9 protein-coding genes and 1 pseudogene are annotated in these 12,743 nt (G+C 70.6%); 1 reads left to right on the top strand and 9 read right to left on the bottom strand.

What is annotated here, in order from left to right; genetic code table 11:
* Positions 1 to 185 precede the first annotated feature (185 nt).
* Positions 186 to 332 (bottom strand): annotated as a pseudogene (locus OC439_RS30375) (transposase); the annotation flags it as partial.
* 385 nt (positions 333 to 717) lie between these two features.
* On the opposite strand from OC439_RS30375, the gene OC439_RS16425 reads away from it, so the two are divergent.
* Positions 718 to 1,146, top strand: coding sequence for a cold-shock protein (locus tag OC439_RS16425; RefSeq protein ID WP_262014167.1), 429 nt, complete (start codon positions 718 to 720; stop codon positions 1,144 to 1,146).
* Between the two features lie 234 nt (positions 1,147 to 1,380).
* Here the strand turns inward: OC439_RS16425 and OC439_RS16420 are convergent, their stop codons facing one another.
* The 8 genes from OC439_RS16420 to OC439_RS16385 all read right to left on the bottom strand — a co-directional run.
* Positions 1,381 to 2,085 (bottom strand): thioesterase domain-containing protein, encoded by a 705-nt coding sequence (locus OC439_RS16420; protein WP_262014166.1) that lies wholly within the window; start codon positions 2,083 to 2,085, stop codon positions 1,381 to 1,383.
* A gap of 345 nt (positions 2,086 to 2,430) precedes the next feature.
* The gene (locus tag OC439_RS16415; protein ID WP_262014165.1) at positions 2,431 to 3,267 is read right to left on the bottom strand and encodes a hypothetical protein; all 837 of its coding nucleotides are present in this window, start codon (positions 3,265 to 3,267) and stop codon (positions 2,431 to 2,433) included.
* Positions 3,260 to 5,644, bottom strand: coding sequence for a phosphotransferase (locus tag OC439_RS16410; protein ID WP_262014164.1), 2,385 nt, complete (start codon positions 5,642 to 5,644; stop codon positions 3,260 to 3,262). The genes OC439_RS16415 and OC439_RS16410 overlap by 8 nt, the downstream gene beginning before the upstream one ends.
* The gene (locus OC439_RS16405) at positions 5,641 to 7,314 is read right to left on the bottom strand and encodes a GH3 auxin-responsive promoter family protein (protein WP_262014163.1); all 1,674 of its coding nucleotides are present in this window, start codon (positions 7,312 to 7,314) and stop codon (positions 5,641 to 5,643) included. The genes OC439_RS16410 and OC439_RS16405 overlap by 4 nt, the downstream gene beginning before the upstream one ends.
* Before the next feature lie 2 nt (positions 7,315 to 7,316).
* Positions 7,317 to 8,057: a DUF6182 family protein gene (locus OC439_RS16400; RefSeq protein WP_262014162.1), complete on the bottom strand. Its 741-nt coding sequence runs from the start codon at positions 8,055 to 8,057 to the stop codon at positions 7,317 to 7,319.
* Positions 8,054 to 9,058 carry a hypothetical protein gene (locus OC439_RS16395; protein WP_262014161.1) on the bottom strand — a complete coding sequence of 335 codons (1,005 nt, stop codon included), beginning with the start codon at positions 9,056 to 9,058 and terminating at the stop codon, positions 8,054 to 8,056. Before OC439_RS16395 ends, OC439_RS16400 begins: the two co-directional genes overlap by 4 nt.
* A 113-nt stretch (positions 9,059 to 9,171) precedes the next feature.
* Positions 9,172 to 10,260 (bottom strand): serine hydrolase domain-containing protein, encoded by a 1,089-nt coding sequence (locus OC439_RS16390; RefSeq protein WP_262014160.1) that lies wholly within the window; start codon positions 10,258 to 10,260, stop codon positions 9,172 to 9,174.
* On the bottom strand, positions 10,257 to 12,743 hold a 2,487-nt coding region (locus OC439_RS16385; protein ID WP_262014159.1), incomplete at its 5' end, for an amino acid adenylation domain-containing protein. The genes OC439_RS16385 and OC439_RS16390, both read right to left, overlap by 4 nt.

Genomic DNA, 12,743 nt, shown 5'->3' with positions numbered 1-12,743 from the left:
AACGGGGGGCCGACAGGGGCGTCGTCAGTCCACCGCGTCCCGCTCCCCCATTAGCAGAACACCCGTCACCAAGGGAACTGTGTGCCTACTCATTCGCTACACGCTGGCCGCAGGCCTACGGCCGGCTCTTGACCCCGCAGGCCAATACGGCCCGGCAAGCGCCGACACACCACCAGGCAGTCCCCGGCCCGCCGTCGGTGCGTCAGCAGCCAGTCGGGGAAGTAGCTGCCCTGGCGGAGCTTGGGGATCGCCAGGTCGATCGTTCCGGCCCGGGTGTCCCACTCGCGCTGCCGGTAGCCGTTGCGGGAGTTGACCCGCTCGTCGCTGCGTTGCCCATGCTTCCTCGCAGAAAGTTCCGGTCCACCGACGTAAGATGATCGCGCCATGGTTCGCTGCGTGATCCTCGCCCATCGGGTTCCTGGGCGTGGTCGACCTGGTGAACCTGACCAAGTTGAGGAGGGCAGTGGAGAATCGTCATCCTGGGGCCACGGAATAGGCCCCGACAGCCCAGGCAATGGCGTGGGGACCGCCCCTCGGAGATGCTGGGCAAGAGTGCGGAAATTTGTGGGAATGGACGCATGTTCAAGTACGGGAATTGAACAGGGCGTCACCGAAGGACGCCGCAGGTCCTTCACTGTCAACCGGGTCAACTGTGTGAACCCCGGATGGCACCCTTGTCGGTGAGCGTTCAGGCGTTTGAGCATATGTGGTGGTGTGATGTCTTCTGTGGGTAAGATCATCCGGTTCGATGATGTGCGTGGTTATGGGTTCATCGCCCCGACTGGCGGCGGTGATGACGTCTTCTTTCATGCCAATGACTTCGGCGAGCAACGCCAGCTGGTGCGGATCGGCCTGCCGATCGAGTACGACGTTATAGATGGCGACCGCGGCCTGCGCGCCCGGTCGGTCCGGGTTCTGGAAACGACCGAGACGCCGCACGCGTCGACCAACGGAGACGAGATCCGATCCCGGGTCCGCACGGACGGCGACGAAGAGATGTGCGACGTTCTCGCGTCCGCCGAGTTCGTCGGGGCCGTGACCGAAATGCTCCTGCAGTGCGCGCCATCGTTGACCGGCTCCCAGATCATCGAGGTACGCAAGAGGTTCATCGAATTCAGCCGGTCCCACGGTTGGGTGGACGGCTGACACGCAGCGTGCCCTGCGTCAACGCGTAGACGCCGGCTGGTGCCCGGGCCCAGGTGCCCGGGCACCAGCCGTCGTTGCCGTTTGTGCGACCACCAAGAGGTTTGCCACCAGCATGAGGTCGGACACCAGCAGCAGGCAGCGCCTAGGTGATGGTGCCACGCCCGCTGCGCTTGCGCCCGATCAGGCGCGGGGCCGGGCCGCCGTGTGCGTGCCGCGGCGACCCCCGGCCGCAGGTCAGCTGCTGGGCGCGTCCCCGCTCCGACCCAACCACGGTGCGGCGACTGCCCACATCTGGCCCAGCATCGCCGGGGTGTTCAGGTCCTCGTGCCCGCAGGGCAGTCGGACCTCGCTGATCTCGCCGGTGATGTACGGCTTCCACAACTCGGCCGTCGGCGCGCGCTCCGGGATGCTCCGATCGGCGACGACGAGCAGCGCGTCACCGTCGAACCGACCGTACTCGTGGGCGTTGATGCAGGTAAAGTTGTTGCGCCGGAGGACCGCGAAGCGGCGCAGCTCCTCGTCGGGAGCGTTGCCGAGCACGGCACCGGCCTCCTTGCGCACGACTTCGGTGAGCGCGGCGAGCTGAGCTTCCTCGTCGGGGGCGGGCTCGTCCCCGATGACCGTCCGGATCCCCGGGTCCTTGGGATACTGGTCCAGGATGATCAGCGCGCCGACCGTCTCACCGACGGCCTGCAACTGCACCGCGATCTCGTGGGCAAGCACCCGCCGTAGGGACCACCCGAGCAGATGGTACGGCCCGGTGGGCTGCACCGAGCGGATGTGTTCGAGCGACACGGTGGCGGCCTCGCGCAGCGACGTGGACAGCGGGCGCTTGCCGTCCAGGCCGGGTGCCTGCAGGCTGTACAGCGGGGTGTCCAGCCCGTCCGCCATGCTGGACAGGTCCATGCGCTGGATGAGGACGGCGACCATCAACACCATGGCTAGCTGGCTGGGCAGGGCCGGGCGGCACCCGCAAGCACTGGCGGGATCGCTCTGGACCGCTGCCCATGTCCGGCAGGCCTTTCGCGTGGATCGCGCCACCGCACTCGCCGGCTGCGACGAATCCGTCCGGAGCTATTGAGAACTGCTCGACCAGGAGCCGGAAGCCTTCCGCGACGCGTTCAGGACCGTCGAGGAACTCCGTGACCGACTGCGGAACACCGAGTTCCGACCGGACCGGCGCCCGCGGGCATCGTGGTCGCCCGACGGTGACGCAGACGGGCTTTTCGCCGCTGCCGAGATCGTCCCGGTGAGCATCCTCCCGGGACGTCACCGACCCTTGCGTCACCGGCCCTCGGTGAGACCGGAGTAGATCACGTCGACTGTTCTGGCCACCGGGGTGCCGTTGTTGCCGATCCGCAGCACCGGCACCCCGCGGGCGTCGGCGAGCCAGCCCAGGACCAGGTCGTAACGGTCTCGCACCGCCGCCAGACGCGCGCCGGTCTCGTGCATCTCCGCGCCCTGTCGCCGACCGGCGATCCGGGCAAGCGCCTGCTCCACCCCGATGTCAAGCAGGATGATCTTGTGTGGCAGCTCGGTGCGCATCAGCTTCCGGAACTCCTTGAGCAGCAGTTCCGGCGGCAGGTCGTGCAACGCCAGCAGGCGGCGCCCGAGCAGCCAGAGATCCCGCCCAGCACCCACCCGCTCCGCCCAGTCCAGGACCGCTCGCATGGCCAGCGGACCGACGGTCGCCGCCTGCCGCGCGAACTCGTCCGGCGAGATGGCGTCCGACGGCCGTGCTGCGGCCATCCGTCCGTAGAGGGGCAGGTACACCATGGTGTCGATGAGCGGATGCCGCTCGGCCAGGATCACCCGAGGCTGGCGTCGGTCGCGGACATGCCGCTCGACCGAGGAGTACGTACGCAGCTGCAAATAGTAGGTCCCGATCTTCAGCTCCGGGCTACCGAGTTGATCGGCGACCAGCGACACGCGATGCAGATGCCGGGACAGCTGCCGCGCGGGCCCTTCACCGTTCTCGTGCGGTCGAACCGCGTGCAGGACCGCCAGGTCGCCCCGGTGCCCGGAGCCGGCCGCACGCGCGGCCAAGCCCTGGGCGACGGCAGTCTTGCCGCTGCCGTCGATGCCGACCAGCGCCACCCGGTACGGCGCCCGGTCAGCCATGGCCGACCCCCACCCGTCCCACCTGCGCCTCGATCTCGCACAGCCGGCGAGTGGTACCCACGACGCGTTCCAGGAACGGGTACTCCCGATGCTCGTGTGCCAGCAGGTACAGCTGCAACCGGCTCAGCAGCAGATCCCACAGAGCCAACTGGTAGCCGCGCCGCCACAGCGTGAGGTCCGCGCCGCACGCCGGGCCGCCGAGTCGCTCCCAATGCATGACCAGATAGGACTCCACCTCGTCCGGCGATGCCTCGGGAGTCAGCACGAAGGTCAGCAACTCGGCCAGGTCGCGCTGCGGCACGTGCCAGGTAGCCAACTCCCAGTCGTACACGATGGGCAGGCGACCGTTCGGCCGGAATGCGATGTTGCGGGGGTTGAAGTCGTGGTGCACCAGTGTCCTCGGCATCGCCGCCAACTCGGCGGTCCAGCTGGCGATCCGCTCCACGAGCCAGCGGGCCAGCGCAGCCAGGTCCAGACCGGACGAACCGGCCTTCAGCAGGTCCGGATAGGTCGCGGTGTTGTGGTCGATCAAGGCCGTCCACAGTTCGCCGGCGGCTGCCAGGCCCGGCAGCCCGTCGCTCACCCCGAGTGCCGCCGCATCCTCCCGACGCTCGAGCCACCCGCTGTGCACGCCGGCGATCCCGGCAATGGCGGCGCCGACATGCGCCGATGTCCACCCCCTGATGCCGTCCGCCGGATCGAGGAGCACCGCACTTTCCCGCAGATCCTCCAACAGCAGGACGTACGCCTCCCGATCCGGGTCGTCGTGCCATCCGTAACACCGCGGAAGCACATCGACCAGGGACGGATGCTGGCTGCGGTAGATGGCCAGTTCCCGCCGGTGCGCACCCGAGAAGCCACCGACCGCACGACCATGACGCCGCCAGGCGGCCCCGAGACGCTGACCCCCCAACGAGGCGATCTTGCCGATCTCGACCAGCACCTCGTCGTCCAGCGCCTTGATCTTGGCGACGACACCGAGCCGTTGCCGCTGGCCGTCGAGGCCGACACAGTCGACGCGCAACGGATGCAGACCGGTGAACTTTCGCCGCTCACCGCGGGCCGCGAGGTCGCTGAGAATGCCCGAGCCGCCGAACTCCTCGGCCGGGGCGGCGGTCACCGTCACCTCGTCGGACGGGATCGTCCCCCTCAACAACCGCGGCGCGATCACCGTCTGCAGTTCCTCCCGGGTCAGCCAGTTCACCCGACGGGCCCGACCGAGCCGCTGGTGGGCGTCGGCGAACTGCCCGCCGCTGACGGCCGCACACGTCGAGACGTCCAACGCCAGGGCGAACCCACAGATGATCTCGGCCAGCCGCCGCCCGGTCCCCTCCCCCGCACAGCCGAGCACCGCGAGCAGATCCCGCTGCTGCGGTAGCCCGGTACCACCGCCCACTGTGCCCAGCACAAGGTTCGGTAACAGCAGGGTGGCGAGCAGCCCGCCGTCGGTCGGCTCCAGCGAGAAGATCCCGGCGCCCGATTCGTGTACGCACGCCACGTCCTGTCCGGTGGCGATGAACATCGCCGAGATGACGTTCGAGACGTTGATGTTGTGCCCCACCATTCCGGCCTGCTGGCTGGCCAGTACCGAGCAGTGATAGAGGGCCATGAGCGACTCGGGTGTGGTCTTGAGCGTGGCCTCCACCGTCGCGCGGTCGAGATGGCACTCGGCCGTCACCCGGGTACCACGACCGCCCGTCATTGACAGATGGCTCACCTTCTTGTCCCCGCTGAGGTTGCCCTCGACGAAGTAGCGGACGGGCGTGATCTCGGGCCGCCCGACGAGGGCCTCGTCGAGCCACTGGCAGATCCGCCAGGTCGCGACGGTCGTCATGTTCTGTCCTGCCGCGTCCGCCGTCTCGTAGCCGAGAAGCAGGTGCACGTACCGCCCGATCTGGAACGGCTCGACGGAGACCAGCGTGGTATGCCGGGAGACCTCCCGTACCTGCCCTTCCATGCCGGGCCGGACGGTGCCGAGCCAGTCGACGAACGCGGCGGCGGCGGCGAGGTCGCTGAACTCGTAGGCGGGCGCCCGGGTCATCCGCTGGCCCAACGTCCGGGTGGCCACGCCGCCGCCGCGGGTGATCGCCCGGGCACCGCGCGACACCGAGGCCACCAGGGCACCCTCGGTGGTGACCAGCGGTGCGACCACCGAACCGTGGACCTCACCGCCGGTGAAGAGCAGGGGACCGGCCAGGCCCACGGGGAGTGCCACGGTGCCGATGAAGTTCTCGATGTTGCCGGTCAGTTGTTCCGCCGCGAGGATACTGTCGGCGCCGAGCGAGGCCAGCGGCATCCGGCTGCGACGGCGTAGCCATTCCAGCCGTTCGATGCGGGCCGACTCGGTGTATCGGCCGCGGCCGGGAATGGCGCTCACCGCTGGCTCCCGACGATCGTCGGCGCGTTGGTGGTGATCCGGTCCCAGACGTTCGGATCCGGTTGGAAGACCCGGTCCTTGACCCGCGGCGGCCGTTCGCCGGCCCTGACCCGGCGCTCCCATTCGACAAGGAACGCGTCCGGGTGCGTCACCGTCAGCCGGACCGCTCCGAGCCCACCGGAGGCTCGGGCCCGCCGGTAGCCCGGCGACTGCTCAGCCAGCCGTCGCTCCAGAGCCTCGGCGAGCGCCGCGACCACGTCGCTCGGCGGGGTGGCGACCAGGGCCAGCGCCACCTCGTAGCGGGCGGGGGACCAGCCCGTCCGTCGGGCCGTGGCGTTCCGGATCTCCAGGCCAACCTCGGTCAGGGCCGCACCGAGGGCGCGTATCAGGTCGGGCTCCCGGAGCCGCTCGCCGGAGCCGGAACTGATGGTGCCGCGACCGGCGTAGGCCACTTCCGGGGTACGCCCGGCGAAGCCGACCACGCGGACGATGTCCAGCGTGGCGCACCGGTACAGGCCACCGACGTGGGTGAGGACGATGTGGTAGTCGCGGCCCTCCTCCAGTTCGTCGGCGAGCAGGGTGTCGCCGTCCGGCTCGATGTCCCGGTCGGCCGGCACGAACTCGTAGAAGCAGCCCGGCAGGAACAACGGTCCCGAGGCGGGGTCAGCCCCCAGGGGGATGGCCACCGGTCCCTCGCAGGAGGCGATCGGCGGTGACAGCACGATGGTGTCGGCGCCGAACGCCTCCCGCAGCGGGGGAAGGTAGAGCGAGGCGAGGGCCGTGTTCCAGGACAGGATCACCCGGAGGTTGGGCCACAGGTCGACCGGACGCAGGGTGCCGCGCCGTTCGGCGACCTGCCGTAGCTCCAGTGCCCGGGCCGGGTTCGGCTCGCCGTACGGTCGTCCGCCCAGCGTCCCGGCGTGCAGCTCCGCCGCCATGCGGGGCCACCACTGGGCGAGCTGGTAGGGCAGCGCGGCCACGATCGCCGGGTTGACCGCGATGATCCACCTGACGTCACGCTCGACGGCAAGTCGCAGCCGCAGGTATGCCCGCTCCCACGGTCCGCCGTCCGGATAGGAGTCGAGCACCTCGGTCCACCCACCGCCGGTGCCGGGTCCGGTCGCCAACGGCTCACCGTACGTGCGGTAGTCGAGTTGACTGAGCCCGATGTGTGGCTGCCCGCCGAAGGTCTGGCTGATCCGGGTGGTCGGATCCTGCCAGAGGTTGAGCACCTTCTCCTCGGCGCCGATCAACTCCGGGTGACGATCGAGCACACCGGCGAACCCGGCGTAGTAGAAGGCGAGAAACGTGGTACGCAGGTAGGTGGGGGTGACCGGGATGAACTTCTCCCGGCCGGTCGTGCCGCTGGACGAGAAGTACGCCACCGGCTGGTCCGCGGTCAGGACCCGGCGCTCGCCCGCGATGCTCCGTTCGATCCACGGCATCAGCGCCTCGTGGGTGCGGATCGGCACGGCGCGACGGTAGTCGTCCACGCCGGCGACCGCAGACAGGCCGTGCTCGGTGCCGAAGGCCGTGTCGCCGTTGCGCGTGAGGACGTCGGCTAGCACGAGTTCCTGCGTCCGGCGAGGATCGTCGAGCGTCGCGAGCAGGCGCTGCTTCTCGTCTCGGATGCGTCGCGCCAGCCGGACGGCGTGGTCCTGCTGGTTCATGGTCACTCCCCCGTCTGTTCCGTCACGGCCAGATGTGCGTACAGTCGCAGGGCTCCGGGACGGTGCGGGTCCTGCGCGATGCGGAAGTGGGCCGGGGCGCGAGGCGCGGGGCCCAGCGCGACGTCGACGTCGCGCGGATCAAGCTCGGCCGGGTGGTCGATCGCCAGCCGGTCTCCCGGGCGCAGCAGCCCGGACAGCACCGACTCACACAGCACGTGGTTGAGATGGATGAGGTACTCCGCCGCGCTGACCCTGGCCGTGGCGACCCGGAGCAGGGCCGACCGGCCGTCCCGGCCAGCACCGGGCACCTGGAGCGTGATCCGCCGGCGCTCGCCGGGCCACACGACGGGCCCGTGAAACAGCTTGAGCATCCGGCTGAGCTGCCGGGCCGGGTCCCGCTCCGGGTGTACCGGCGCGGTCCAGGCCATCATGGCGTCCTCGGTGCGGTGGAGAAACCGCACCCGGTGGACCAGGCTCGCCGGGTTGCCGGCGAGGAAGAGGGTTCGGGTGAAGGCGCCGTACCAGGGGCCGGCCAGCTCGTCCGGAACCGCGACGGCGAAGGCGAGCGTGCCGTGCAGGAGCGCCGTCAGGTCAAGGTCACGGAGCACGGCCACGGCGCGCAGGGTCGAGCGCTCGGGCGGCGACGGCGACGGCCGGCCGGGTGCCCCGGCACCCGTCACACGGTGGTAGTGGGCGACCAGCCAGGTACGCAGCAGACGCTGCTCCTCCGTCGTCCCGGTCACAGGTAGACCTGTCGTAGGAGTGGCCCGGCGGATGTCCTGCGCCGCCTGCTGAGCAGACGGCAGGTCAGCCCGTACGGGTCGACGTAGCCCCGGTCGTCGCAGAGCTTCGTCAGCAGCGCGGCGCCGGCGGTGGCACCGGTGTCGCCGCCCTGCTCGACCCTCGACAGGATCCGCCGGGCTTTCCACAGGCAACGCCGCAGCAGTTCGGGTTCCATCGAGCGACGCGAGCCGCGCTGGAGCACCGCGATGAAGTAGATCCGCATGCCGAGTTGGTAGACCGGCAGCTCCACGTGCTCCAGGCAGGCGCGCGAGATGTGGTCGAGGGTGACGCCCGCCCAGTCGCCGTGCCGGCTGGAGCGGATCGCCCCGCCGATCGGCACCCGGCCGAGGGCCAGCCGGGACACGGTCGCCCCGAGGGTTCCCAGCACCCGGTCCAGCGTCGTGTAGTCCTGGGTCAGCTCGGTGTCGTGCACCAGTACGACCCGCTCGGCGTGTCGCGCCCGGGGTATCAGGTCCCGCAGGATCGGGACCAGGTAATTGGGGTGCCCGTCCGGGCCGACAAGCTGACGCAGTGGAAGCCCCCACCGAGGACCGTCCAGCAGGACCGGTCCGCCGAATCGGCGATGGTCGACCAGGAGGTCCCGCTCGGCGAGGATGTCGAGGGTCTCGTCCGTGGGCAGCGCCATCGGGCGGTCCGCGGTCAGCCCCGGGTCCCCGACGCCCAGTAGCCGCAGTTCGTCTCGCCACAGTTCGAGCAGCCGCACACTGGCCGGGTGGATCCAACCCTCGGCGTCCACCCGCTCCAGGTACGGGGCCAGGACGGCGCGGCTCGGACGGCTTCCCTCCGCGTGCGACCGGACGTACAGCTCACCTATCTCGTTCCCGGTCACCGCCGACCACTGACGCCCCGCGGCGACGCGGTCCAGGTAGGCCCAGAACGCCACGGTCTGCGCGGTCAGGGTGGCGCTCCGCTGATTCCACAGGTAGTCGACGGACCTCACTCGCTGGGTCGCGCGGTAAGCCACGTCGAGCCAGAGAAGGCCCTTCACATGGGTAGGGGTCAACGGTTTGGTCGGGGTGATCGACACCGGCGCCAGCACGACGCGGGAAGGTTCTACTCGCATCCGGCTCCCCCGGGAGACGGCGGCGGGAAGAGGGCGAACGCGGTGGTGACCAGCAGTTGGACGAGGGGAGGGACGCGTAGCCCGCCACGGCTGGTGGGGGCGACCAGATAGACGAACCGGCTCCGCCCGTCCGGGGTCGCCACGATGCCGCTGAGGCAGCCGTGCACGATCCCAGCCATGCCCCAGACGGTCAGACCATTCGGCAGTTCGGCCCGGTCCAGCCCGGCGCCGCAGAACGCCGGGCCACCCCGGGCGTACGGCACCGGCTGCACCCGGAGCATCTCCGCCAGCCAGGGCCGGGACAGGACCTCACCGGCGAACAACGCCGCGAGGAACCGGTCCAGGTCCGCCACGGTTGAGATCATCTCCCCGGCCGCCCCGTGGATCGACGGGCTGTGCTCGGTGACGTCGACGCCGTGGTCGTACCCGCGGACGTGGGGCTCCGGCATCGTTGGGTCGATCCCCGGGAGGGAGGTGGCCGTGAGGCCGAGGGGCCGCAGGACCCGGGCCTCGACCTCGTCCGCATAGGGGTGGCCGGTGACCCGCTCGACGAGCATCCCGGCGATGACGTAGTTCGCCCGGGTGATCTGTTGCGCGGTGCCGGGCTCGAACAGCAGCGGTCGCCGCAGCGACCGGGCGATCAGGTCGGCCGGGGTGAACGTGTCGAACCGGTGCGCCAGAAACCACTCGGTGTCGTTGTAGCGGACATCGCTCTCGTCCGCGAGACCGCTCGTGTGGTCGAGGAGCCGGCGCACCGTGACCGCGCCCGGGAGCAGGTCCGGCAGATGGTCGCGCACCGGATCGTCGAGGCCGAGGCGACCCTCGGCGGCGAGGCTCAACACAGTCGCCGCCATGAAGGTCTTCGTAACGCCCCCGATCCGGAACCGCTGGTCGTCCCGGACGGCCGCGCCGGTGGCGAGATCGGCCACGCCGGACGCGCACTGCCAGCGACCGTCCGGACCGGTCAACCGGACGACCACCGCCGTCGCCTCGTCGTCCGGCCGCTGCCCGACCACCCGACGAACCGCGGCGAACGCGTCCCCGCCGGCCGCGTCGGCCGGTCGCGCCGCGCCGCTCACCGCAGCCCACCGGCATGCGCCGGCCGCCCCGGCGCCTCGACCGGCTCGTCCGGGGTCTCCGCCCACGACCTGCCGAACGGTGACGCGGCGGCTGACGCGTCGGCACGGCGCAGGGCCTCGACCAACGCCAGGTGGGCCCGCTTTCCGTTCTCGCCGTTCGCCAGGACGATCAGTCCGTCACCGCTGACCACCCGGGTGACCGTCATGCAGCGGAAACCGACCGTCCTCCCCCCGTGGCCGTACTCCACGTCACCGTCGCTCGGATCGACGACGGTACCGAGTCCGTAGAAGCTCCCCGGGTGCCAGACCGTGACCATCTGCTGGGCGAGCGGTCGGGTGAGCAACGCACCCGGCTGGCCCTGGTAGGAGCGGCGCACCGCGAGGGCCACCTTGGTGAGGTCCCGGACGCTCGCCCAGAGCCCGCCGGCCGCGACCTCGTTGCGCACTCTCCACCGGCCCGCGATCGGATCGCCGTACGCATCGTGACCGATCGCCGCGGGAATCGTCGACCGCTGCGGGTGGTCCTGGTCGAAGCTGCTGTCCGTCATCTCCAACGGGTCGAGGACGAGCCGCTGGATCAGCGCGTCGAAGGGCTCGCCGGTCACGTCGACGAGGAGCTGTTCCAGGACCGAGTAGTTGATATTGGTCTTCTTGAATACGTCTCCGGCCCGGTGCTGGGCGTGAACCGGCTCGTTGCGGGCCGGCGGGCACCCGTTGAGGATCTCCACGACGGTGGGCATCGTCTCGCCCGGCAGGTGGTTGGTCGCCGGGACGTGGCTCAGGCCCGACTGGTGGCTGACCAACTCCCGCAGGGTGATGACCGCGTCCCCGGGCACCCGCCACGACGTCAGGTACCCGTTGATGTCCGCGTCCAGGTTCAGCACGCCGTCCGCGACCAGCCGCAACACCCCGAGCATCGTGACGTGCTTGCTGATCGACGCCACCTGGAACGGCGTCCGGGTGGTGACTGGTTCCGGCCGGTCCGCCGCGGTCACCCCGTAGCCCTGCGCATGCACCACTTCGCCGCCTCGAAGCAACGCCACGCTCACTCCGGGCACGTGGTGGCGGGCCATCACCTCGATCAGAGCCCCCGGTTCGATCAGAGCGGCGCCGGCCGCCTCGGCCGGGCCCGTCGACCGTCCGTCCGTCGTCATGCTCCTGTCTTCGGTAGGCGGTTCTTCGGCCGGTTGTGCGTCCGCAGGCAGCGCGTCGACCGCCGCGGCGAGATCGGCCAGGGTGTCGTTCTCGTAGAACATCCGCAGGGTCAGGGGAATCCGGCGCCGCCGAGCCGCGGCGATCACCCTGATGATCGTCAAGGAGTTGGCGCCGCCGTCCAGAAGCGTGTCGTGCACGCCGACCCGCTCGCGTCCGAGCACCGCCGACCAGACCTGGGCCAGTGCGCGCTCGGTCGGGGTCGACGGGGGGACGCGCGCGTGCGGGCTGGTCAACTCGGGCTCCGGTAGCGCACGGCGGTCGAGCTTGCCGTGCGCGGTGAGCGGGAGTCGGTCGAGCGGCACGAACACGGCCGGCAGCATCGCATCCGGGAGCGTCCGCGCGAGCCCCCGTCGCAGCGCCCGTTGGTCCAACTGCCCGGCGTCCTCGGGCACGACGTAAGCCGCGAGCCGCACCTCGCCGTCGCCGGTCCGCCACGGGACCACGGCCGCCGCCGCGATCGAGGGCAGCTGCCGCACGGCGGCGGCGACCTCGCCCGGCTCGATCCGCACTCCGTTGATCTTGAGCTGATCGTCGACACGGCCTCGGAACGTCAACGCGCCGTCGTCGCTGAGGCTGACGAGGTCCCCGGTGCGGTACAGCCGCGACCCGGGCGGCCCGAACGGGTCCGGCACGAACCGCCCGGCGGTCAGGCCGGGCCGGTTGAGATAGCCCCGGGCGACCGCCACCCCACCGACGTACAGCTCACCGACCACACCGACCGGCACCGGTTGCATCGCGGCATCCACCACGTACGCGGTGACATTCGGCAACGGGCGGCCGATCGGCACCGGCCCGGCGAGTCGGTCCGGCGCGTAGTGGTACGCCGTCACGTCGATGGTGCACTCGGTCGGGCCGTAGGTGTTCCACACCTCTGCCTGCCGTAGGTCCAGGAAGCGTTGGCACAGCTCCGATTCGAGCTGCTCGCCCGCGACCGTCAACACGCGCAGCGCGCCGCAGTCCCGCCACCCGGGCGTCTGTACGAGCAGGCGGAGGACGGAGGGCACGACCTGAAGGACGGTCACGCCGTGCTCGGCGACCGCACGCACCAGCGCGGCCGGATCGCGCTCCACACCGGCCGGCGCCGCCACCACGGTCCCGCCGCTCGCCAGCGGCGCGAACACCTCCCAGCCCGCCGCGTCGAACCCGATCGACGTCTTCTGCAGCGTGCGGTCCTGCGCCGACATCCGGTGGCGGCGGACGCTCCAGTCGACCCGGTTGGCGAGGCTGCGGTGGGTCACCCCGACGCCCTTCGGCCGACCCGTCGAACC

Source organism: Micromonospora sp. Mcm103 (genome assembly GCF_024519755.1).
Classification (GTDB): domain Bacteria; phylum Actinomycetota; class Actinomycetes; order Mycobacteriales; family Micromonosporaceae; genus Micromonospora; species Micromonospora aurantiaca.
This window is presented reverse-complemented; position numbering and strand designations above follow the sequence as displayed.

Excerpts from the sequence above, each read along its gene's own strand:
- OC439_RS16415 (WP_262014165.1), bottom strand. The coding sequence starts at position 3,267 with ATGGCTGACCGGGCGCCGTACCGGGTGGCGCTGGTCGGCATCGACGGC.
- OC439_RS16405 (WP_262014163.1), bottom strand. The coding sequence starts at position 7,314 with ATGAACCAGCAGGACCACGCCGTCCGGCTGGCGCGACGCATCCGAGAC.
- OC439_RS16425 (WP_262014167.1), top strand. The coding sequence starts at position 718 with ATGTCTTCTGTGGGTAAGATCATCCGGTTCGATGATGTGCGTGGTTAT.
- OC439_RS16420 (WP_262014166.1), bottom strand. The coding sequence starts at position 2,085 with ATGGTGTTGATGGTCGCCGTCCTCATCCAGCGCATGGACCTGTCCAGC.